Below are 21,842 nucleotides of genomic sequence, written 5' to 3'. Positions count from 1 at the left end.
ACGGGGTTAACTGATAGATGGATGTTCTGCCTGTTATGATAATGATAAGAAATAAAGTGGCAAAACCAACGATGACTTTGATCGTCAGTAAACCAATATTAACTTCTTCCAAAGTTTTTTCCTCCAATTTAAATTCTACTTAGTTGTCAGATTTTGAGGTTTGGATAAAGAGGCTAGTTTTAGTATTAAAGCTCGAGTTACAATTCCAACTTACACTCCCTTAAAGAGTATTGACAACAATTTAAGTTATTACTTTTTGCTTAAGTAGGAAAAATATATCCTGCTTTTATTTTTTGTAAACTTCTTTTATAGCTTGTCTTGTAATAAGCCATACACGACCTTCTTTTTTTACTAGACCGCGCTTTATTTGGTCATTAAATTTATTGTTTCTGTTTAAGTCATCTTTTATAGTGCTATAAGGGATTCCAAATTCCTTTGAAGCTGTACTAGCAGTAAAAACATCTGTAAGCGGAAAAGTTGGTTTATTCATTTGTATCAGTCCTTTTAGGCTTGTACTATAAGTGTTTATTTTATCATCTATATAGATAATAAGTTTATGTGCATAAGGCTTTCGTGGGTGGTGGCTCACTCCCTTTTAGTTGATAAGAAAGGGGGTGAGAGAATGACCTTAGAATAGAACAGAGTTTTTTGCAGTAACTGACAGATCTCGAAAAAGTGTTTCTTAAAATGCTTTTTACACCAGGTCAGGCTTCAGGCTAATCCTAGTGAACAAGTATTTCTGCTCCTATTAATTGTTGAAAGATCTAATTTTGGTTAATGACAAAATAAAGAAATTATGTGTTAAAATGAATAAAGAAAATGGAGAGTAAATCAAGATTTAGGATTTACTCTCCACTTTTATTTTGACATAATTTCTAATGAAAGATAGCGATCATTAACTTAGGAGTGGAACGAGATTGAATAAAAAAGATATAGCAAATATTCGAAAGCAATTCAAAGTGAATAATGATTTATTAAAACTTAATGAAATCTTTAATGTATATATCATGAAAGAATCGAGTGATATTTACCATCATCAAAGTACACCATTTGAGATGCTCGAAGTTGAACAGCAGGAATTATTTATGGCTAATTTTAAAAAAGTATTATCTGGCCAATTGGATGAGAAAGTATTTGAACTAAAATTCCAGCGAGATGTGGAGAATAGCAGTCAGCTTATTCTGCATCAAGGTCTGCTTAGTCCAGATACAGAGGACTGGAAGGAACAAATGCTCAAGCTTGTTGAGAAAATGCTAAAGGATAAGCAATATGAAATGGATATTGTCGTTACGTTTATTCGTGGAGAATATAGAAAACCGATGAAGCGCCAAAGTGAAGAAGGCGAAGAAAGTGAGAAAAACACCGTTTACTCCCATCCCTTTATCCTATGCAGTATGAATAAGACACTAGATCCGAAAAAGGAATTACTGTTTGATTATGTGGAAAAGGAATTTAAATATAACTTTGTTGTGGACCCAATTATTAATTTAAACGCACCGATATCCGGATTTTTATTCCCTTGTTTTACGGACAATGCGGCAGATGTAAATTATATTCTCTATTCAGCTGGGAAAGCAAACGAATTAAACTATCATTTTATTGAAGAAGTATTAAATGCGGAAGAGGCTATGACTGCCGGGGAGGATAAAATTGTCTTTGAGGAAATTGTGAAAAAGGTTGTAGGCGATCAAATCGATACAGCAACGCTTTCAAATGTATATGAGGAAATCCATAGAGCCGTAGAGGAAAACGAAGAAGAGGACGTGCCAAAACTAGATTATAAGGATGTAGAGAAGGTTCTGAAAAACAGTGGGATAGAAGATATTGATACAGAAAAGGTCGAAACAGCTTTTAAACGAGTGATTGATGATGAATCCTATGAATTAAAAGCGAGCAGTATCATGCCGAAGTATAATTCAAAGTCAATTAAAATTAAGACGAAAATAGCGGATATTTCGATTAGTCCACAAGATTTAAGGTATGTCCGTCAAATCCAATTCGACGGCAAGCTCAGCTTAATGATTGAAGTAGAAGAAAACACGGTCATTGAAGGATTTGAAGTGATTCCAGAGGTTTTATTTGAAAAAAAACAAGAAAATGAAGAATAATGGAGACCCAATTTTAGTTAGAGCCAGCTAGAAAAGTATCATACTTTTCTAGCTGGTATTTTTTAGTCTGCTATTAATTATTCTCCGCCATTCTGCCAAGCGGACCATCTTCAACAATAATATCCTGAATGTCATAAACAGAGATTGGGAACATTGGGAAACCAAATACATATGGGGTAATATCATATAGCTGAAAATATATGACAAGGGTTTTGTCTGCAATGTAGTAGTCTTGGTTCGGAGCGATTTCCTTAAATTCATTAATTAATTGGATATCACGTTGTTTAATCTGTTCTTGAATTAATTGGGAGAGGCGTTCGACATAATTGCTGCCAGGTTTAAATAAATCTTTCAGTTCACAAGGCTTTTGCTTTTTAAGGTCGTAGGTTAAGGAATTAATAAAGGTCATACCATGGGCAGCGTGATAACGGTAAGCATAATTCGTAAAGGTAAAGCTTAGAACATCACGTTGATTATTTTTAATTTCAAAATAACCTAGCATTTCTTCAAGTGTTGTTGGTGAATCTCCAACTTGCTGGTCAATTAGCTGTTGTGTTTTTAGAACAATGCTTCGGTTGATTGCTTGCTCAAGCTCTTGATTATGCGTAAGGAAAACTCGTGGATAATAAATAGTCTTATTCACTTCATCGCTTATCTGAAGTGTTTGTATCTCTGTTGGGAGAGAGATAGGCATTTTTCTCATCCTTTTTTAACACATCTTATTCCTAAAAGATGTAAGATGTGAAAACGGTATCGGCAGCACCGTCCTTATTGCAAATTTATATTGTTAATAACAACGAGGTTTTCCATGAAATTTGCTTAGATAACCTCGTTGTTTGTTATTTATTTTTTGCTGCTATTTGGTGATCCAGCGAAAATGGTGTACGGTCTGCGAGAATTAGATAAATAGAAATAGCAAGCAGTGCTGTGTCTAATTCATATCCATCGAGGAATCCTAAGGAAAGCTTTGCAGTAAAGATAGCTCCTAGCATGATAATAGCGATTAAAGCAGAAATAATTTTCGTACCAATACCAAGAATTAAAGCAATGCCACCAACTAATTCGATAAGTGCAACAATGTATGCTAAGAATCCTGGAATTCCGAGACTATCAAAATAGCCCGCTATATTGCCAATCCCAGCTTGAAACTTATCCAAACCGTGTATGAAAAAAGTTATACCTAAAACAATTCTTAAGATAACTGAACCTACTTCATTTTTAGTCATGTAACTTCACCTCCTGAATAATTTGTCACTTAGTTACTTTATAACAGTAACTATAAATTGATAACTTATGTATGTCAAGGATATGTTTAAAACACGTAATATTTTGTTTATTTAGTGCTGAATTCAAAGGTTTACTTGTTCTTATGTCGAATTATTTTATAAAGATTATTAATAATAGGAGCTGAGCCGATTGAAAAGTACTGAGATGGAAAAGCATTTTAATAGATTAATCAAGCAGCGAGAGGCTTTTTATCATAATAGGACATTGAACTTTGAGCGGGGTTGGAATAGACCTTTTCCTGACAAGTGGTCAATAGGTGAAACGTTATATCATTTATTCTTAATGGTAAAGTTGTTTAGGCGATTTTCGAATTTCTATATTCCCGTCATGCTGCCACTTGCTTATGTTCGAAAGCAACAATCCTATAAAACAGAAATACATAATATTTATGAAGAATATAAGGACAAAAAGAAAAGATCAATGCGTGCCCCTTCACTGATTATGCCGCCTTCTGGTCTGGATAATAAATGGAATGTTACTGAAATTGAATGGTTTTTGGAATATGAGACAGAACAGCTAAAAAATATACTGAAACATATTCCGCAGGATGTGGCGGGACAAATTTATTATCCAGATCCTATTGCCCATTATCCGAACTTAATTCAAAGCATTCATCTTATCGCTGTACATGAAAAGCATCATTTTGATTTAACCTTAAAATACTTTTCAGAAAGTGATAAAATGTAAATCGCTTACGACCCACAAATGTAGAAGAAATCGTTAAACCTGCTAAAAAAGCTGACTTGACTAAATGCTCCGTCAGCTTTTTTTCATTAAAACGTAAAGCGCATAACTTGTTCGCCTTCATTAATTAGTCCTTCTACATCTTGGAAACCTAACTTTTCGTAAACATATTTTGCATGTTGATTAACTGGCTCATAAGACAGGGTGATCGTTTGATGGTGCTCTTCTTTCATCGTCTTAATATCATCGATGATAAGTTGAATCGCTTTTACTCCATAACCTTTTCCTTGATGCTTTTGATCAATCATCATTCGATAAATCCAGTACTCATTATCCTCTTCGTCCATTCCATAGAGGGCAAATCCAATCATTTCCTCATCAAGATAAATTCCTTTTGCATGGAAATTTTCAAGAAAATTTAATTGAGCCAGTGAAACCGCATTTGATGCCACAAACCCCACTTGATCTTCCCGAACACGCAGTGAAATAGCCTTCAGCCAATTGTCCTTCGTAATCGTTTCTAAATACACCATATTTATTCCCCCTCTTTTGAATTATACACAATATTTACAACATTTATAGAAATATTTGAAGCGTCTCCTGCACTATGTTTATTTCTATTTTATAGTACCTAGTTGGTTTTCATAAGCTTGGTTGCTTTCTGACTTTGTATGAAACCAATTTACACAGCTCAAATAATGCCACTTCCCTGCATCGTTCAAAAAGCTGTCACGAAGACATCCTTCTGTGCTCTAAATCACTTCTTAAGTGTGATGTGCTTCACTTAATTCATTGCTTATCCATTTTAAAATGGACTTAAGAAGGATAAGGGAGGCGTCATGAATGGAAATAAACAAAGATATGAAAGAAAAAGTAAATGTTACGGATGAGGAACATTCTTTTAAAGGAGCATTATTTTCTTCTGTTGTTTTTGTTGGAGGATCTATCGTCGCTTTTACATTATTACTCATTGTATTTTATATGATCAGAATTTAACAAGGGAGGTATAAGGATGAAATTACATCGTGCTGAAGAGATTTGGTTAATTGTCGGTGTTGGAATTATTATTTTAGCTATGGTTTTTACTGGTTACCAGGCTTTTGCGCATGGAATGGCACCCCCAAGTGGGATGGAAACACTTGATCCTCAGAAGGTGGATGAAACGGCACCATTTGATAATCCTGGCATTTTTGAGGTTGGAGCGGATGAGTACGAGGTTGTTATGACACTGGAAGCATTTCGGTTTAATCCAAATGAGATTGAAATTCCTGCTGGTTCAGAAGTACATTTTACGATGACATCAAAGGACGTAGTGCACGGTATTCAAGTAATTGGTACAAACATCAATGCGATGGTAACACCTGGACATGTACAACGCATTTCGCAAAAGTTTGATACTCCTGGTGAATATCTAGTCATTTGTAATGAGTACTGTGGTATTGGGCATCAAATGATGGCAATGACAATTGTTGTGAAATAAAGGAGGGAAGCAAAATGGATTTAGCTGAAAAAAATGTGTTTCATCATAAAATCACGGAAGCATTAGGAGTGAATGCGAAAGATGCAACGTTATCATTAACTTTTTTAGTCGTTTCTTTTACAGCACTATTAATTGGTGGAGTTTTAGGATTGCTGCAAGGTCTAAATCGAGCTGGGTTATTCGAATTGCCATCATGGTTTGATTATTATCAGACGCTGACAGCACACGGTATTTTATTGCTGCTCGTATTTACGACAACATTTGCTGTTGGTTATTTTTACGCAGCATTATCTCATACACTCGGAGGACTTCTTCCTAAAGTTAGAAACATGGGCTGGATTGCTTTTGGATGCATGGTAATCGGTGTTGTCTTTGTTGCAGCAACTATTATTGCGGGAGAAGCTTCGGTTATGTTTACCTTTTATCCCCCAATGCAAGCATCTCCATGGTTTTATATCGGATTAGTATTTCTAGTAGTAGGAATCTGGATTGCTGCATTTGGAGCATTTATCAATGTGGCGCATTGGAGAAAAAACCATAAAGGACAGCATATCCCATTGCTGGCATTCTTTGCAACCGGTGTGTTCGTCATGCTTGTATTTGGAAGTATTGGGGTTGCTGTTGAGGTATTAACGTTGATTCCATGGGCTTTCGGCTGGAAAGAAACCATTAATGTCATGCTTAGCCGGACATTGTTCTGGAGCTTTGGTCACACGCTGGTAAACATTTGGTATTTAACAGCAATTTCTGCATGGTATGTAGCCGTGCCGAAAATTATTGGCGGAAAGGGATTTAGTGATGCATTAACACGTTTAGTCGTTATTCTATTAGTTATTCTGAATATTCCAGGAGGCTTCCACCATCAAATTGTTGACCCAGGAATTACAGAAAGCTGGAAATTTATCCACGTATTTATGAGTTTATCCATTGGTTTTCCATCACTCATGACAGCATTTGCAATGTTTGCTGTATTCGAACGTACTGGCAGAAGAAAAGGCGGAAAAGGTCTATTAGGTTGGTTTAAAAAATTACCATGGGGAGACGTTCGTTTCTTAGCTCCATTTATTGCGATGGCTGCCTTTATCCCTGGTGGAGCTGGTGGGATTGCGCAAACAAATAATCAGTTAAACCAAGTCGTCCATAATTCATTATGGGTTGTGGGACATTTCCATTTAACAGTTGGCGTTACCGTTGCATTAACATTTTTCGGGATTTCGTATTGGTTAATTCCATATTTATCAAAACGTAAATTCACACCACAGATTAATCGATTAGGTATTATCCAAACGATTTTATGGACAGTTGGTATGTTGTTTATGGCTGGATCTATGCATGCAGTTGGACTCTTAGGCTCACCACGGAGAACCTCCTATACAACTTACGGGGACCATCAGGCAGCATTAAGCTGGGATCCATATCTGATTTTCCTTGCGATTGGTGGTACACTTCTAATTGTCGCAGTGTTGCTCATGGTTTATATCGCTGTTCATCTGATGTTCTTTGCGCCAAAAGGAAAAACGGAATTTCCAATTGCAGAGCAAGAAGCGGATGCTTACCCTGCACCAAAATGGACGGAAAGATGGGGGCTCACAATTGTATTACTAATTGCAATTGTCGCCATGGGATATGTCGTTCCAATCATTGAAATACTCGATGTACCAGGATCTCCGCCATTTATAACGTGGTGATTCATTTAAAATCGAAAAGGTAGGGACGTAACTAAAGTGTTAGGCGTGAAAAACGAACGATGCACAAAAGTAGCGTAGGAAATATACGTAGACTCCCGCGTGAGGGAGGGCATAGGTGAGACACCGAAGTGCGATAGCACAAGGGGGCTCACCAGCCGCCCTAAGGTGCGCGGAGCATATCTCCGGAGCGGGGCGTTCGGATTTTTCCTATATTAAAACAAGCCCCAGCCTCATGATTAAAAAATCATTGTAGGACGTGATTGTATGATCAAAAAGCGGAGTACATTCGCACTCATCATTGTTATCGTGTTTGGTTTTGGGCTGTTTTTAATTGGTACAGACGGATTTACAGCTTATACAGCTGAACAGGCAAGAACAATGAAGCTGGTTGAAGAAAAGCCAGAGTTTCCTAAGGTAACATTAGAGGATAGCAAGGAAAGGGTATACTCACTTTCTGAATTTCAAGGGAAATACGTCATGTTAACCTTTATTTATACAGCATGCACGGATGTTTGTTTGTTGCTTGAAATGAATCTTGCACAAGTTTACAACCAAATTCCAGAACAATATATCGGTGAGGATATTGTATTTATGAGTATTAGTTTTGATCCTGAAAATGATGATCCAGCAACATTAGAACATTATCGCAACTATTTTAATAGTGATGGGGAAACATGGCGGATGGCAAGAATACCTGACCAGCAAGAACTAGATGGACTATTGGATCGTTTTGGTGTAATCGTCATTCCAGATAATAATGGTCACTTCGCTCATAATGCTGCATTTTATTTAGTCAACCCAGAAGGAAAGCTTGTAGATGTGATGGATTACGAAAATATTGATCAAGCAGCAAGTAAAGTTAATGCTATCCTGCGAACTGAAGTGGGGGATAAGTCATGAAACAACCAATCTATGGATTAGGTATCTATCTATTCTTAATGCTTCCACCTGTAGTTACACTATTGGAATCGATAATGGTTGTTCATATGCATATGCAAATGCCATTACTCGTGATGGTGGGGATGCTGTTCACCCCATTCCTCCAACAAACCTTCCCAGCGTTTTTTGAAAAATGGAATGAAAACGGTGTGCCTGGAATTGTGTTATTTATGATTATCATAAGCTACTGGATGATCCCGCGTACGATGGATGAAGCATTAACCGTTTCTGCCGCAGAAATTTTCAAGTTTATTAGTCTGCCATTCTTAGCTGGAGTCCCACTGCGTGATAGTTGGAGTAAATTAACAATAAAAGGTAAAAACAGCATCTTTATTCTTCTAAGTATCCTTTTTGGAATCATGGCTTGTATTTATATCTTATCCCCGAATCAAATTTGTAATAGCTACTTAATAAAAGAACAAAAGGCACTAGGTTGGACGTTTTTATTAACCGGACTATGTATTGTGATTTATTTTATTCAAACGTTGTTTATTGATAAAGAAGAATATGGTGAAACATGATGGTATGAAAAAGAGCGTATTCTTTAAATAGAATTGCGTTCTTTTTTCGTGTTATTACTTGTCATTTCGATTAAACTAAAAAGGTAGATAATTACCTGAGGGGATTGAAAGATCACATGTTAAAGCAAATCATTCAACAGGAAGAGAAAACTACTAAAGTAAGAAATCGCAAGAAGCGAAAAAGGTTAGCGCTCAGTATTGGGGCTTTATGTATGCTTTTATTTTCAACAAAAGCATATATGGATACGAACATTTTTAAAGTGAACCGCGTCCAATTTCAGACGGATAAAATACCACCTGGCACCGACTTCACGATTCTCCAAATTAGTGATGTACATAATAAAGTTTTTGGTGATAACAATGAAAAGTTGCTAGATACCGTGGAAGAAATAGATGCTGACATTATCGTATTGACTGGTGATCTTGTAGATAGGCGTACAGATAATTTCGATTCTGTCTTTTCATTGGTTGAGAGACTGAAAGCTTTAAATCAGCATGTCTATTTTGTCTCCGGTAACCATGAATGGGACAATCCAAATAGAAAGTCTCTATTAGATGGTCTTGAAAAAAGGGATATAACCATTTTAAACAATCAACATACTGAGCTTGCAATAAATAATGTGAAGCTGAATCTAGCAGGAATTGATGATGCTTCAACCAATCATGAAGATCTCGATAGGGCGTTTATGAATGTGAATCCAGAAAGCTATACGGTTTTACTATCGCATACGCCTAGTATTCTGGATAAGTATGAAGGTATTCCAGCAGATTTAATTTTGAGCGGTCATACGCATGGAGGACAAGTGCGAGTCCCGTTAATTGGTGCTTTAGTTGCTCCAGACCAAGGATTCTTCCCTAAGCTGGAAAAAGGGACATATGAATTTGGCACAAATCAGTTTCTTTATATTGATAGTGGTGTTGGGACAAGTGTTGCGCCAATCCGTTTCCTTAATCAAAGTCAGCTTAGCGTGATTAAAATTTCTGGAGAATAATAATACAGTCTTCCCCCCTTCCTGTACAGGCAGGGGGGAAGACACTATAGTTTTCTAAAATAACTCTTCTTTTAATTGTTTTGTATCTAATACCATGTTTCCGCTACTATCTGTTGATATGAGTTGTTTTTTCTTTAATTGGGTGAGGGTTCTGCTAACGGTTTCTCTGCTTGATCCAATCATGTTTGCTAAATCCTTATTGGTAAAATGTGTCGTTAGTGTAAGCTGGTCTGCCGCGGTTTCAATTCCATATTTTTTTCCAAGTCGAAGTAATAATAGAATAATCTGTTCATAGGTGTTACGCAAAATTTTTTCCTCAAGACGGTTTTGCAAGTCAACAATTTTATCTCCTAGAACCCGGAAAATTTTAATGCTTACTTCGGGGTTGTTGATTAAAAAGTCCTCAAACAATGGAGTCGGAATATAAGTAAGCACGGCTTCCTCCATTATTTCGGCATGTGCTGGGTAGTTATCGTTGCGGAAAAAACCTTGATGCGGAAACATATCTCCATCATTCAAAACATTTATAATTTGTTCTTTTCCATGGATATCCGTTCGATATATTTTTATTTTTCCTTGATGGATAAAATATACATTAGTCAGTGGTTCATCTTGCATAAAGACATGAGTTCCCTGCCTATATGTTCGATTTTGAGCAATACTTAAAATCGGAGCAATTTCATAATCCGTTAAACTTTTGAAAAGTGGAAAGCGTTGTAATAGCTTTTTCACTGAATCTGGATACATCACAATACCTCCTCTAACTCACTTATATATAGCATATCATTCTTTTTCATTATTCATGTGAGAAATATCACTCCTTATCCGATGATTGTGATTAAAATCACATAAAACAAGTGCTGTACCTCACAGTCTAGCAAATAAAGTGGGAGTATACTATAGATGTAATAAAAAATAGAGGAGGCGTCAACATGAAAAAAGGTTTATTAGCTATCCTATTTATCGGATTACTAATTTCACTCGTTGCTTGCGGAGGGGATGAAAGTAGTTCTGCAAATGAAGAAGCTGACAATAGGGAAGAAACGGTAACAGAACAGTCTAACGAATCTAGTGCTTCTGATGAATCGGAGGAAGTAACAAATGAAGTCAATATTGTTGCAACGGACTTTGACTTTAACCAGGATAAATTTGTCGTTCAATCCGGAGAGGAAGTAACGATTACATTAACAAATGAAGAAGGACACCATGGAATTGCGATTAATGAACTTGGCGTTAAAATTGAGGGGGATGGAGAAGCAGTTATCATTCCGGAGGAGCCAGGTGAATATGAAATATACTGTAATATTTTCTGTGGGGAAGATCACGCAGAAATGGTTGCAACATTAGTTGTCTTATAAGGTTTTCGGGGGTCATTAAATGAACGAGAAACAATATGCTGTAACCTTACATGCACCAGATATTAGACCAAAGATTCGTCATGTAAGGATTTTAGAAACATTTGATCGTTTAAAATCTGGAGAAGTGATGCATCTTTCGAATACGCATGATCCAAAACTTTTATACTATCAATTTTTAATTGAAAGGGAAGGTTCTTTTCATTGGGAATACGTAGAAGAAGGTCCAGAGCTTTGGAGAGTAGAGATTGAAAAGAGATAATAATTTATCGTAGCCCCTGTTCATTGTGATCAGGGGTTTCTTACTTATGAGGATAAGTGATAAACCTCACATAAATATTTTCCGAATTAGTCTACACTGAAGCTAAACTACCTGAAAGGGACGAAAGCGATGTTTAATCGAGATTATAACGAAAACCCGTTTATTGTTATATGGGAACTAACCCGTGCTTGTCAGCTGCATTGTCTGCATTGCCGTGCAGAAGCTCAGTATCATAGACATCCATTAGAAATAACGTTTGATGAAGGAAAGAAATTAATCGATGCCATATATGAGATGGATAATCCCATGCTTGTGTTTACAGGTGGAGATCCATTAGAACGACCAGATGTTTTTGATATTGCTGAATACGCTATTCAAAAAGGTGTGCGTGTGTCCATGACTCCATCTGCCACACCAAATGTAACAAAAGAGGCAATGCAAAAAGCGAAGGATATTGGACTTGCGAGATGGGCATTTAGTATTGATGGACATTGTAAGGAAGTACATGATCATTTTCGAGGAACAGAAGGATCGTTTGACTTAACGATGAATGCGATTACGTATTTACATGAACTGGATATGCCGCTGCAAATCAATACCGTAATCTCTCGATATAATTATGAGTACTTAGATGAAATGGCAGAGCTGGTTGAAAACCTGAACTGTGTATTATGGAGTGTGTTTTTCCTTGTACCAACAGGTCGAGGGAAAGAATCGGACATGATTACACCTGCCGAGCATGAAAAGGTATTCCGCTGGTTGTATCAATTATCCAAACGTGTTCCATTTGATATTAAAACAACCGCTGGCCAGCACTATCGGCGTGTTGTTATTCAGCAAAAAATGCGAGAACATAGAGGGATGAGCGACAAAGATCAAATTTTCTATGAGGATGCGATGAACCAAGGGAAAACAGGACAGATTGATGGACTGGGACGTGCACCAAAAGGGGTTAATGATGGAAATGGCTTTGTATTCATTTCCCATACAGGAGATGTGTACCCGAGTGGATTACTGCCAATTCGTGCTGGAAATATCAGGCGCACGCCGCTTGCGGAAATCTACAGAGAATCAGAGGTCTTTCAAAATTTGCGTAATCCGGACATGTACAAAGGGAAATGCGGTGTATGTGAATTTCGCCATGTTTGCGGTGGCTCAAGATCACGCGCATATAATGTAACCGGAGATTATATGGAAAGTGAACCGTATTGTGTTTATATTCCAAGAGCAATGCGTAAAAAGAGTAAAAAATCCTGAGTAATATCAACTCAGGATTTTTTCAACTAGAAAACTATAAAATTTTGAATGATGTATATAACTTAGTTACCTAAGTAGCCATGTCCAGCTCCAGCGCCCAACGACTAGCGAGACTTCCCTCACCTCCGTACGATAAGTCAACATCGACTCCCTACGGTCGCCGTGTTTCCTTTATCTCCTTCGGTTCAGTCCAGTCCGTACGTCGCTAACCGGGCGCTTCCGCTTTTGTTAATGTGTTATATCATTGAAAACACCAACATAGTAATTAATCTCGCCAACATTATTCTTAACTGGACTTATGGTAAGCAACTCCGGATACAGTTCTCCATTTTTTCGTTTGTTCCAAATTTCACCTTCCCAGAAGCCTTTTTCATTAATTGAATTCCACATTCCATCATAAAATGCTTTGTCTTGTTTACCAGATTTTAGAATTGCTGGAGTCTTTCCAAGTACTTCCTCTTTTGTATAACCGGTAATTCGTTCAAAAGCTGGATTAACATTTTGGATGATACGTTTTTTATTCGTTACCATGATTCCTTCTGCAGCACTTTCGATAATTTTACCTTCGACACTTACTCGTTCCTGGTAATACATAAAAATAACAATAACGAAACTTACGAAGGCGAATTCTGACATTAACATGAAAGCAATCGCATGGTGTCCAGTAATATTTGCAACAGCAGTCAACAGCAATGGTGGAAAGAAACCACCTAGTCCACCCATAGCGGATACAATTCCATTCACAATCCCTGCTTGTTTGGAAAAATACAACGGCACTAATTTAAAGACTGTACCATTTCCAACCCCAACGGTAATTCCTACGGCTAATGCACCAACGGTATACCAAATAATATCAGGTGAAAATGATAGTAAGATACCTGAAAAGGCAACCCCGATGAAAACAAACATTAAAATAATAAATGGATTAAACTTATCTGCAAGCAATCCTCCAACTGGTCGCAGCAAGGTTGCAATTAAAATGAATATTGCTGTCCTAATTCCTGCATCCACAGGCGCTAAACCAAAATTATCAACTAGGAAACTTGGTAGGAACATCGTGAAGGCAACAAAAGCGCCGAATGTAATGAAATAAAATAAGCTAAGAAACCACAATGTCGAATTTTTATAGACACCTCGAATTTGTTCAACCATAGATTTCTTTACTTTTGCTTCTTTACGATCTCCAAAGATAAAAATCAATGCGGAGTACACTACGACAATAATCAAAAATACGCGAACAGTTCCTTGCCAACCAATAGATTCGGCAATGATTGGAGCTCCAAACGTTGTAATGGCGGTTCCGATATTACCAACACCGTACACCCCATTAATAAAGCCGTGTTTTTCCTTTGGATAATATTTAGGCAGTGATGTAACTCCAATGGAAAAGGTTGCTCCCCCAATACCTAGTATCAGTCCGCCAATGACTAGATCGGCAAAGGAACTCGCTACACTTAGGTAAAATACCGGAAATAAAAGAATGAGAAAGCTAATGAAGAAAATAATTCTTGCGCCAAATCGATCTGCATAAAAACCAATTGGTATACGCATGAGTGAGCCCAAAATAACTGGAATAGCAGTTACGATCGAAGCTTGCCCAGAAGTCAGTGGAATATCTACTGTGATATATGGCATTAGCGATGAAATGAGCACCCATACCATAAATCCAACGACTAAACTCGATGTTTGTAAGGATAGCTGTAAACCCGGTTTCTTCATAATAAATCGTACCTTTCTTTATAAAAATTTAGTTTTGTATTTAATTGGTTATAAGTTTAACGATGCTTTCTAAAATTAGTAGTGAAAAACATCACATAACCTGTGACCGATTTTTGAATCAAGTCCTATCCAACGATTCAATTGATAATTTTTGTCTAAAGTTTGACATCTTAAATAGGTGTGATGTATTTCACAACTTGTCTGTAGCTGAGATGTTTAATATGGATGGTAGAACAAAGCAATTTACATGGAGGGACAATGATGAAGAAGAAACCATCTCCACTTTGGCAACGATTGAACTATTTAAAACCAAAAGAAACGTATTCTAATAAGCATAGTCAATTACTAGAAGGTAACCGTGACTGGGAAAATGTATACCGAAGAAGATGGCAGCATGATAAGGTTATTCGCTCCACACATGGAGTCAACTGTACCGGATCATGCAGCTGGAATATTTATGTGAAAGACGGGATTGTTACATGGGAAGGACAACAATTGGACTATCCAACAACAGGTCCAGACATGCCAGAGTTTGAACCGCGCGGCTGTCCAAGAGGAGCTAGTTTTTCCTGGTATGTTTATAGCCCACTACGTGTGAAATATCCATATATACGTAAAAAATTACTAGTTTTATGGAAAGAAGCATTAGCTATTTATGATAATCCATTGGAAGCGTGGAAGAGCATTGTAGAGGACAAAGAAAAAGCAAATTCCTATAAACGAGCAAGAGGAAAGGGTGGACTTGTTCGAGCAGACTGGGAAGAAGTAGCAAAGCTAATAGCTGCATCTACTTTATATACGATTGTGAAATATGGACCAGATCGAAATGTTGGTTTTTCTCCAATTCCAGCCATGTCCATGATCAGCCATGCGGCAGGAAGCCGTTTTATGCAATTAATGGGCGGCCCAATGCTCAGCTTCTATGATTGGTATGCCGACTTGCCACCAGCGTCTCCACAAATTTGGGGTGATCAAACAGATGTACCAGAAAGCTCGGATTGGTTTAACTCAAGCTACATTATCACATGGGGTTCGAATGTTCCGATGACACGTACACCAGATGCTCATTTCCTAATAGAGGCTCGTTATAAAGGAACGAAAGTTGTTTCGGTTAGCCCGGACTACGCAGAATCAACGACTTTCTCCGATGACTGGCTATCCGTGAGACAGGGAACAGATGGTGCAGTTGCAATGGCGATGGGACATGTCATCTTAAATGAATTTTATGATAAAAATATGACACCATACTTTGAGGACTATGCAAAGCAATACACCGATTTTCCATTCTCTGTTCGCTTAAAAGAAGATAATGGAATGTTTGTGGCAGACAGATTCCTAAATGGAGCTGACCTTGGCATTACAGCAGAAAATAATGAATGGAAACCTGCAATGTATAACCAAGCAACAAATAGTTTTTCAATCCCGCACGGAACGATGGGTTCCCGCTGGGATGATAAAGGAAACTGGAACTTGAAGCTTGTTGACGAGAATACCAATGAAAAAATTGAACCTGTACTAAGTTTTCTTGGAATGGAAGATGAAGTGGTACATGTCAATATGCCATATTTTGATGCGAAAACTAGAAAAGTACTGCCACGTGCGGTTCCGGTGAAAAAAGTGGAACTGAATGGCAAGATAGAATACATTGCAACGGTTTATGATTTAATGCTTGCTAACTATGGTATTGACCGTGGTCTTGGCGGAGAAGTGGCAAGTTCTTATGATGATATCGCACCATTCTCACCAGCATGGCAAGAAGAAATTACAGGTGTTGATCGCAACCTCGTCATTAAAATCGCTCGTGAGTTTGCACAAAATGCGGTGGATACAAAAGGTCGTTCAATGATTATCGTTGGCGCTGGAATTAACCATTGGTTTAACTCAGACACAATTTATCGTGCTGTTGTCAACCTTGTCCTAATGGTAGGCGCACAAGGTGTAAATGGCGGAGGTTGGGCCCATTATGTTGGGCAAGAAAAATTACGTCCAGCAGAAGGCTGGAGCACGATTGCAACAGCGAAAGACTGGGGTGGCCCAGCTAAGCTACAAAATGGTACATCCTTTTTCTACTTTGCAACCGACCAATGGCGTTTTGAGGAAACACCTGTTAGTGACCTTACTGCTGCAAATGAAAAAGCAAGATACGAGCATCACGGGGATTACAATGTGTTGGCTGCCCGCCTTGGCTGGCTTCCATCTTATCCAACATTCAATAAAAATGGAATTGATCTCTATAAGGAAGCAGTAGCAAATGGCTATGAAACAACGGAAGATATCGGAAAATATGTGGCGAAGCAATTAAAAGAAAAAGAGCTGCAATTTGCAATTGAAGATCCAGATAATCCGGTCAATTTCCCTAGAAACTTATTTGTGTGGCGTGCAAACTTAATCTCCAGTTCAGGAAAAGGGCATGAGTACTTCCTTAAACATCTACTAGGAACATCCCATGGACTTTTAAACGATGATGAAGAGAGTATTCGCCCCGAGGAAATTAAATGGAGAGAAGAAGCACCAGAAGGGAAACTTGATTTATTAATTAATCTTGATTTCCGGATGGCTGGAACGGCACTTTACTCAGATGTCATCCTACCCGCATCGAGTTGGTATGAAAAGCACGACTTATCCAGTACGGATATGCATCCGTTCGTACATCCATTTAATCCAGCAATTACGTCACCATGGGAAGCGAAGTCAGACTGGGATATCTTTAAAGCCTTGGCAAAGGGTGTTTCGGATTTAGCTGAAGAAATTGATATGGAGACAATCAAGGAAATCGTTGCAACACCACTGCTTCATGATACAAAAGCAGAAATGGCCCAGCCATTAGGGAAGATTAAAGACTGGTCCAAAGGTGAATGTGAACCGATTCCAGGTAAAACGATGCCACAAATTCATGTAGTAGAACGTGATTACAAACAAATTTATAACAAAATGACCGCACTTGGACCAAATGTTGCAACACAGCCTTATGGTGGAAAAGGTATCAACTGGAATATGGAAAAAGAATACGAACAAGTGAAACATACACTTGGAACGGTTGATAATGGCACGATTGCTGATGACTGTCCAGATATTACCCATGCCAAAGATGCATGTGAAGCAATCTTAATGCTTTCATCCACAACGAATGGGAAAGTAGCTGTAAAAGCATGGGAAGCTTTAGAAGAAGTAACAGACCTCGAGTTAAGAGATTTAGCGGAGGAAAGAGAAGAAGAGCTATTCACATTCGAAAAAATAACGGCCCAACCAATGACAGTTATCACGTCACCAGCTTTTAGCGGCTCAGAAAAAGGCGGCAGAAGGTATTCCCCTTTTACAACAAATATTGAACGTTTGATTCCATTTCGAACCATTACAGGAAGGCAATCCTACTTCCTGGATCATGAAATGATGAAGGAATTCGGAGAATCATTTGCCGTATTCAAACCAATTTTGAACCATAAGCCATTCCGTTCCAAACGGCCGGAAGTGGAAGGAAAAGAAATCACGTTGAACTATCTAACACCACATAATAAATGGTCGATTCATAGCATGTACTTTGATGCGCAGCCAATGTTAACTCTATTCCGAGGCGGCCCAACGGTTTGGCTTAATAAAGATGATGCAGCGGAAATTGATGTAGAGGATAATGATTGGATTGAATGCTTTAACCGTAATGGGGTTGTTGTAGCTAGAGCGGTTGTGTCGCATAGAATTCCTCGAACAATGGCGTTTATGCATCACGCTCAAGATCGTCATATCCATACACCTGGAACAAGCCTAACGAAAAATCGCGGTGGCACGCATAATAGCCCAACGAGAATCCATGTAAAACCAACCCATATGATTGGTGGATATGCCCAATTAAGCTATGGATTTAATTACTATGGCCCAACAGGAAACCAACGTGACTTGAATGTTGTTATTCGGAAAATGAAGGAGGTAGATTGGCTTGAGAATTAAAGCACAGGTCGGAATGGTGATGAACCTCGATAAGTGTATTGGGTGTCACACATGTAGTGTGACATGTAAGAATACGTGGACAAACCGCCCAGGTGCCGAATACATGTACTTTAATAATGTAGAAACAAAGCCTGGAATTGGCTATCCAAAACAGTGGGAAGATCAAGAGAAATATAAAGGTGGCTGGGAGCTTCACAATGATGAGTTAAGGTTAAAATCAGGCTCGAAAACGAATAGACTACTAAACTTGTTTTACAACCCGAACCAGCCAGAAATGGACGATTATTTTGAACCATGGAACTATGATTATGAAACATTAACAACTAGTAAAGAAAGAAAGCATCAGCCAGTTGCCAGGGCGAAATCTGCGGTGACAGGAGAGTTCATGGATTTGGAATGGGGACCGAACTGGGAAGATGACTTAGCTGGTGGCCATATTACAGGACTTCGTGATCCAAACGTCGTACAGATGGAAGAATCCATTAAAACCGAATTCGAAGATGTGTTCATGATGTATCTGCCGCGTATTTGTGAGCATTGTATTAACGCACCATGTGTATCCTCTTGCCCATCGGGAGCAATGTATAAGCGTGATGAAGATGGAATCGTGCTAGTGGATCAAAATGCATGTCGCGCATGGAGACATTGTGTAACTTCCTGTCCGTATAAAAAAGTATACTTCAACTGGAAAACAAATAAAGCTGAGAAATGCACGATGTGTTTCCCGAGAATCGAGAATGGCCAACCAACGATTTGTGCAGAAACATGTGTTGGACGGATTCGCTATATCGGTATCATGCTATATGATGCAGACCGTGTGCTGGAAGCAGCATCTGTAGAAGATGAAAAGGAATTATATCATGCACAGCTTGGTATTTTCCTTGATCCGAATGATCCTGAAGTAATTAAACAAGCCAAAAAAGATGGAATTCCAATGGACTGGATTGAAGCAGCTCAACAATCACCACTTTATAAAATGATTATAGATTGGAAGATTGCCCTGCCATTACATCCGGAATACAGAACAATGCCAATGGTATGGTACATTCCGCCACTAAGCCCGGTTATGAACATGATTGAAGGAAAAGGAAGCACAGCAGATACAGAGGATATTTTCCCAGCAATTGATAACATGCGTATTCCAATTGAATACCTTGCAAATCTATTAACTGCTGGAGATACCGGGCATATCCGTACGGTTCTAAAGAAAATGGCAGTAATGCGTAACTTTATGCGAGCTGAACAAACTGGAAAAGAATTCGATTCTGATATTCTTTCCGATCTCGGTTTAACCGAAAAAGCAGTAAAAGAAATGTACCGTCTATTAGCTATTGCTAAGTATGAAGACAGATTCGTTATACCACATAGCCACAAAGAAGAAGTTGCTGATCTGTATGAAGAACAAGGAGCATGCGGCCTAGACTTTGCCGGCGGCCCAGGAAGCTGCGGCGTTCTTTCCTAAGGGCGAAAGCCAGCCTGTCTCGGTAGATAAACACAGAAAGCAAGCAGAATCAAACGAGGGCCAGCCTGCCTCGGTAGAAAAACAAGAAAAGCAAGCAGAATCAACCGAGAGTCAGCTTATCTCGGTAGATAAACAAGAAAAGCAAGAAGAATCAACCGAGAGTCAACCTATCTCGGTAGAAAAACACAGAAAGCAAGAAGAACCTACCGAGAGTCAGCCTGTCTCGGTAGGTAAACACAGAAAATAAGCAGAATCAACCGAGAACCAGCCTATCTCGGTAGAAAAACAAAAAAAGCAAAAAGAATCAACCGAGAGCCATTCAGTCACAGGTAGATAAAAGTAATTGACCAATATTTTATAAATTGATTATAGGAGGCTCTGATAATGAATCAACGTATCTATCAGTTAATATCCTTTCTCCTTAACTATCCAACGGAAGAAATGATAGACATCTTACCAGAAATAGAAATGGAAGTAGAAGGACAGTCAAACAGTCAAATCAAAGGAAATATCAAGCAGTTTATTCAACAATCAAAAGAAATGTCACTAGACGATTGGATCATGCACTATATCGAGCATTTTGACTTTGGAAAATTAACCAATCTCTATGTAACCTATTTAAAACTAGGAGAACAGCGCGAACGCGGCTTGGAATTACTGAAATTAAAAAAGTATTATGAAGCACATGGCTTTGAAGTAACAGACAAAGAATTACCAGACTACCTTCCAGTTATTTTAGAGTTCGCTGCCAATGTTCCAGTTGAAGTAAGTAATGAATTACTCGCGATGCATCATCAGGCAATCGGCGAAATCCACGGAAAATTAGTCGAAAACAATAGCTATTACCGTTTATTATTTGAAGCACTTTTTCTCTGCATGGAAGAAAACGGAGTAACAGCTGCGGCTCTAGATGAAGCCTAGGAGGGAGCTAAAATGGATTTATTACTGTGGGGGATCTTCCCTTATATCGTGTTAACTATATTTATTGGCGGTCTTATTTATCGTTATCAAAAAGACCAATTTGGCTGGACAACTAAATCCAGTGAATTTCTTGAGAAAAAACAATTAAGAATCGGTTCACTGTTATTCCATTGGGGAATTCTATTTGTATTTGGTGGTCATGTATTGGGCTTGATTATTCCTGTTGAACTTTATAATGCACTCGGAGTAACCGAGCATACGTATCACATCGTAGCAATTGCTTTTGGACTGCCGGCAGGGATTGCTGCATTTATTGGGATTATCTTATTAACCTACCGCAGAATAAGTGTTAAACGGATTTTGGCTACAACGTCTACAAGTGACTGGATATCCTTAGTTTTTATCATCCTTGCCATTGGTTCAGGATTACTTGCGACTTCTTTCAATGTGGATGCACAGGGTTTCGATTACCGGACAACAATCGCACCATGGCTTCGAGGATTATTTATTTTTAATGTCCAACCAGAGTTAATGGCAAGCGTTCCAATTTGGTTTAAAATCCATATTTATTGCACATTCTCTTTATATATCGTTTGGCCATTCACAAGATTGGTCCATGCGTTTAGTTTCCCAATTAGATACCTTAGCAGGAGCTATGTGATCTATAAACGTAGGGTTGCAAGGTAACCAACAGAAGAGAGCAGCTTTTAACCATTGGCTCTCTTCTTCTATATGAGGAGAGTCATTATGAGTAAATGGTTTTATTTCAATATCATCCTATTATTGCTTTCAATTTGGCAAGTTGTGAATCACTTTTCTTTTCCAATTTTAAGTATCCCTATTTTATTTGGATTTATTGGCTTTTTATTATTTTTGTTTAATTGGACAAGGAACGCTGTATTTTCTACAATTCGCAACACTCCTGATCGAAAAACGAAAATTAAATTCGTGAACATATCGAAAAAAGTAATGCCCTTCCATCGCTGGACAGGTACCTTAGCGCTGGTTTTTATTTTATTGCATGCTATATCGATTTTTTATTGGTATGGATTCTCCTTTCAAAACAGCAAGATGGTAGTAGGCTTGCTTGCCCTCCTTAATTTAATCCTCATGGTGATAACAGGGTGGTGGAGATTGATAAAACCAACAGGAAAATTGAGAAGAACACATTTGCGATTGGGAATAGCATTGTTTTTCTTGATTGGATTACATTTACTTTTATAGT

The 21,842-nt window shown here is 38.2% G+C and carries 23 protein-coding genes; 17 read left to right on the top strand and 6 right to left on the bottom strand.

Annotated elements, in window-relative coordinates; genetic code table 11:
* Positions 1-286 precede the first annotated feature (286 nt).
* Positions 287-490 (bottom strand): helix-turn-helix domain-containing protein, encoded by a 204-nt coding sequence (locus tag F1560_RS02805; RefSeq protein WP_149473131.1) that lies wholly within the window; start codon positions 488-490, stop codon positions 287-289.
* Between the two features lie 427 nt (positions 491-917).
* Between F1560_RS02805 and F1560_RS02800 the strand changes: the two genes are divergently transcribed.
* A complete protein-coding gene (locus tag F1560_RS02800; protein WP_149473130.1) occupies positions 918-2,108 on the top strand; it encodes a DUF4317 domain-containing protein in 1,191 nt (396 codons plus the stop codon).
* A 73-nt stretch (positions 2,109-2,181) separates the two neighbouring features.
* Here F1560_RS02800 and F1560_RS02795 read toward each other — a convergent pair whose 3' ends face one another.
* Together F1560_RS02795 and F1560_RS02790 are read right to left on the bottom strand one after the other, a co-directional pair.
* Positions 2,182-2,802, bottom strand: a complete 621-nt coding sequence (locus F1560_RS02795; protein WP_095314327.1) for a DUF3298 and DUF4163 domain-containing protein — start codon at positions 2,800-2,802, stop codon at positions 2,182-2,184.
* A gap of 145 nt (positions 2,803-2,947) precedes the next feature.
* Entirely contained in the window at positions 2,948-3,334 is a 387-nt protein-coding gene (locus tag F1560_RS02790; RefSeq protein ID WP_149473129.1) for a DoxX family protein, read from the bottom strand.
* 190 nt (positions 3,335-3,524) lie between these two features.
* Here F1560_RS02790 and F1560_RS02785 point away from each other — a divergent pair, with 190 nt between their 5' ends.
* Positions 3,525-4,082 (top strand): DinB family protein, encoded by a 558-nt coding sequence (locus F1560_RS02785; RefSeq protein ID WP_149473128.1) that lies wholly within the window; start codon positions 3,525-3,527, stop codon positions 4,080-4,082.
* An 86-nt stretch (positions 4,083-4,168) separates the two neighbouring features.
* On the opposite strand, the gene F1560_RS02780 is transcribed toward F1560_RS02785, so the two are convergent.
* Positions 4,169-4,612 (bottom strand): GNAT family N-acetyltransferase, encoded by a 444-nt coding sequence (locus tag F1560_RS02780; protein WP_149473127.1) that lies wholly within the window; start codon positions 4,610-4,612, stop codon positions 4,169-4,171.
* Between the two features lie 310 nt (positions 4,613-4,922).
* On the opposite strand from F1560_RS02780, the gene F1560_RS22000 reads away from it, so the two are divergent.
* The 6 genes from F1560_RS22000 to F1560_RS02755 all read left to right on the top strand — a co-directional run bounded on the left by F1560_RS22000 (position 4,923) and on the right by F1560_RS02755 (position 9,699).
* Positions 4,923-5,075 carry a hypothetical protein gene (locus tag F1560_RS22000; RefSeq protein WP_158586280.1) on the top strand — a complete coding sequence of 51 codons (153 nt, stop codon included), beginning with the start codon at positions 4,923-4,925 and terminating at the stop codon, positions 5,073-5,075.
* 16 nt (positions 5,076-5,091) lie between these two features.
* Positions 5,092-5,559: a cytochrome c oxidase subunit II gene (locus tag F1560_RS02775; RefSeq protein ID WP_149473126.1), complete on the top strand. Its 468-nt coding sequence runs from the start codon at positions 5,092-5,094 to the stop codon at positions 5,557-5,559.
* Positions 5,560-5,573: 14 nt separating this feature from the next.
* Complete coding sequence (locus F1560_RS02770; protein WP_149473125.1) at positions 5,574-7,247, top strand: cbb3-type cytochrome c oxidase subunit I; 1,674 nt, start codon at positions 5,574-5,576, stop codon at positions 7,245-7,247.
* A 264-nt stretch (positions 7,248-7,511) separates the two neighbouring features.
* A complete protein-coding gene (locus F1560_RS02765; RefSeq protein WP_149473124.1) occupies positions 7,512-8,147 on the top strand; it encodes an SCO family protein in 636 nt (211 codons plus the stop codon).
* Positions 8,144-8,707 carry a hypothetical protein gene (locus F1560_RS02760; protein ID WP_149473123.1) on the top strand — a complete coding sequence of 188 codons (564 nt, stop codon included), beginning with the start codon at positions 8,144-8,146 and terminating at the stop codon, positions 8,705-8,707. The genes F1560_RS02765 and F1560_RS02760 overlap by 4 nt, the downstream gene beginning before the upstream one ends.
* A gap of 116 nt (positions 8,708-8,823) precedes the next feature.
* A complete protein-coding gene (locus F1560_RS02755; protein ID WP_149473122.1) occupies positions 8,824-9,699 on the top strand; it encodes a metallophosphoesterase in 876 nt (291 codons plus the stop codon).
* 54 nt (positions 9,700-9,753) lie between these two features.
* Here F1560_RS02755 and F1560_RS02750 read toward each other — a convergent pair whose 3' ends face one another.
* On the bottom strand, positions 9,754-10,446 hold the full coding sequence (locus F1560_RS02750; RefSeq protein WP_149473121.1) for a Crp/Fnr family transcriptional regulator: 693 nt from the start codon (positions 10,444-10,446) through the stop codon (positions 9,754-9,756).
* Between the two features lie 185 nt (positions 10,447-10,631).
* Between F1560_RS02750 and F1560_RS02745 the strand changes: the two genes are divergently transcribed.
* The 3 genes from F1560_RS02745 (at position 10,632) to F1560_RS02735 (ending at position 12,573) form a co-directional block, all read left to right on the top strand.
* Positions 10,632-11,057: a cupredoxin domain-containing protein gene (locus F1560_RS02745; RefSeq protein WP_149473120.1), complete on the top strand. Its 426-nt coding sequence runs from the start codon at positions 10,632-10,634 to the stop codon at positions 11,055-11,057.
* Positions 11,058-11,076: 19 nt separating this feature from the next.
* Entirely contained in the window at positions 11,077-11,316 is a 240-nt protein-coding gene (locus F1560_RS02740) for a DUF2249 domain-containing protein (RefSeq protein WP_149473119.1), read from the top strand.
* A 129-nt stretch (positions 11,317-11,445) separates the two neighbouring features.
* Positions 11,446-12,573, top strand: coding sequence for a TIGR04053 family radical SAM/SPASM domain-containing protein (locus tag F1560_RS02735; RefSeq protein ID WP_149473118.1), 1,128 nt, complete (start codon positions 11,446-11,448; stop codon positions 12,571-12,573).
* A gap of 228 nt (positions 12,574-12,801) precedes the next feature.
* Here F1560_RS02735 and F1560_RS02730 read toward each other — a convergent pair whose 3' ends face one another.
* Complete coding sequence (locus F1560_RS02730; RefSeq protein ID WP_149473117.1) at positions 12,802-14,292, bottom strand: nitrate/nitrite transporter; 1,491 nt, start codon at positions 14,290-14,292, stop codon at positions 12,802-12,804.
* A 261-nt stretch (positions 14,293-14,553) separates the two neighbouring features.
* Here F1560_RS02730 and F1560_RS02725 point away from each other — a divergent pair, with 261 nt between their 5' ends.
* The 6 genes from F1560_RS02725 (at position 14,554) to F1560_RS02700 (ending at position 21,841) form a co-directional block, all read left to right on the top strand.
* Positions 14,554-18,234 (top strand): nitrate reductase subunit alpha, encoded by a 3,681-nt coding sequence (locus F1560_RS02725; RefSeq protein WP_149473116.1) that lies wholly within the window; start codon positions 14,554-14,556, stop codon positions 18,232-18,234.
* Entirely contained in the window at positions 18,224-19,696 is a 1,473-nt protein-coding gene (gene narH, locus F1560_RS02720; protein WP_149473115.1) for a nitrate reductase subunit beta, read from the top strand. The genes F1560_RS02725 and narH overlap by 11 nt, the downstream gene beginning before the upstream one ends.
* A complete protein-coding gene (locus F1560_RS02715; RefSeq protein ID WP_149473114.1) occupies positions 19,659-19,943 on the top strand; it encodes a hypothetical protein in 285 nt (94 codons plus the stop codon). The genes narH and F1560_RS02715 overlap by 38 nt, the downstream gene beginning before the upstream one ends.
* 137 nt (positions 19,944-20,080) lie before the next feature.
* Positions 20,081-20,617 carry a nitrate reductase molybdenum cofactor assembly chaperone gene (gene narJ / locus F1560_RS02710; protein WP_149473113.1) on the top strand — a complete coding sequence of 179 codons (537 nt, stop codon included), beginning with the start codon at positions 20,081-20,083 and terminating at the stop codon, positions 20,615-20,617.
* 12 nt (positions 20,618-20,629) lie between these two features.
* Positions 20,630-21,304 (top strand): respiratory nitrate reductase subunit gamma, encoded by a 675-nt coding sequence (narI, locus tag F1560_RS02705; protein ID WP_149473112.1) that lies wholly within the window; start codon positions 20,630-20,632, stop codon positions 21,302-21,304.
* Between the two features lie 60 nt (positions 21,305-21,364).
* Entirely contained in the window at positions 21,365-21,841 is a 477-nt protein-coding gene (locus F1560_RS02700) for a ferric reductase-like transmembrane domain-containing protein (protein WP_149473111.1), read from the top strand.
* Position 21,842: the final 1 nt, after the last annotated feature.

The sequence above is a fragment of the Oceanobacillus polygoni genome (assembly GCF_008304605.1).
Classification (GTDB): Bacteria; Bacillota; Bacilli; order Bacillales; family Amphibacillaceae; genus Oceanobacillus; species Oceanobacillus polygoni.
This window is presented reverse-complemented; position numbering and strand designations above follow the sequence as displayed.

What these genes read in the sequence shown, in the direction of transcription:
- F1560_RS02805 (WP_149473131.1), bottom strand. Translation starts at nt 490, where the DNA reads ATGAATAAACCAACTTTTCCGCTTACAGATGTTTTTACTGCTAGTACA.
- F1560_RS02795 (WP_095314327.1), bottom strand. Translation starts at nt 2,802, where the DNA reads ATGCCTATCTCTCTCCCAACAGAGATACAAACACTTCAGATAAGCGAT.
- F1560_RS02790 (WP_149473129.1), bottom strand. Translation starts at nt 3,334, where the DNA reads ATGACTAAAAATGAAGTAGGTTCAGTTATCTTAAGAATTGTTTTAGGT.
- F1560_RS02780 (WP_149473127.1), bottom strand. Translation starts at nt 4,612, where the DNA reads ATGGTGTATTTAGAAACGATTACGAAGGACAATTGGCTGAAGGCTATT.
- F1560_RS22000 (WP_158586280.1), top strand. Translation starts at nt 4,923, where the DNA reads ATGGAAATAAACAAAGATATGAAAGAAAAAGTAAATGTTACGGATGAG.
- F1560_RS02775 (WP_149473126.1), top strand. Translation starts at nt 5,092, where the DNA reads ATGAAATTACATCGTGCTGAAGAGATTTGGTTAATTGTCGGTGTTGGA.
- F1560_RS02770 (WP_149473125.1), top strand. Translation starts at nt 5,574, where the DNA reads ATGGATTTAGCTGAAAAAAATGTGTTTCATCATAAAATCACGGAAGCA.
- F1560_RS02765 (WP_149473124.1), top strand. Translation starts at nt 7,512, where the DNA reads ATGATCAAAAAGCGGAGTACATTCGCACTCATCATTGTTATCGTGTTT.
- F1560_RS02760 (WP_149473123.1), top strand. Translation starts at nt 8,144, where the DNA reads ATGAAACAACCAATCTATGGATTAGGTATCTATCTATTCTTAATGCTT.
- F1560_RS02755 (WP_149473122.1), top strand. Translation starts at nt 8,824, where the DNA reads ATGTTAAAGCAAATCATTCAACAGGAAGAGAAAACTACTAAAGTAAGA.
- F1560_RS02750 (WP_149473121.1), bottom strand. Translation starts at nt 10,446, where the DNA reads ATGTATCCAGATTCAGTGAAAAAGCTATTACAACGCTTTCCACTTTTC.
- F1560_RS02745 (WP_149473120.1), top strand. Translation starts at nt 10,632, where the DNA reads ATGAAAAAAGGTTTATTAGCTATCCTATTTATCGGATTACTAATTTCA.
- F1560_RS02740 (WP_149473119.1), top strand. Translation starts at nt 11,077, where the DNA reads ATGAACGAGAAACAATATGCTGTAACCTTACATGCACCAGATATTAGA.
- F1560_RS02735 (WP_149473118.1), top strand. Translation starts at nt 11,446, where the DNA reads ATGTTTAATCGAGATTATAACGAAAACCCGTTTATTGTTATATGGGAA.
- F1560_RS02730 (WP_149473117.1), bottom strand. Translation starts at nt 14,292, where the DNA reads ATGAAGAAACCGGGTTTACAGCTATCCTTACAAACATCGAGTTTAGTC.
- F1560_RS02725 (WP_149473116.1), top strand. Translation starts at nt 14,554, where the DNA reads ATGAAGAAGAAACCATCTCCACTTTGGCAACGATTGAACTATTTAAAA.
- narJ (WP_149473113.1), top strand. Translation starts at nt 20,081, where the DNA reads ATGAATCAACGTATCTATCAGTTAATATCCTTTCTCCTTAACTATCCA.
- narI (WP_149473112.1), top strand. Translation starts at nt 20,630, where the DNA reads ATGGATTTATTACTGTGGGGGATCTTCCCTTATATCGTGTTAACTATA.
- F1560_RS02700 (WP_149473111.1), top strand. Translation starts at nt 21,365, where the DNA reads ATGAGTAAATGGTTTTATTTCAATATCATCCTATTATTGCTTTCAATT.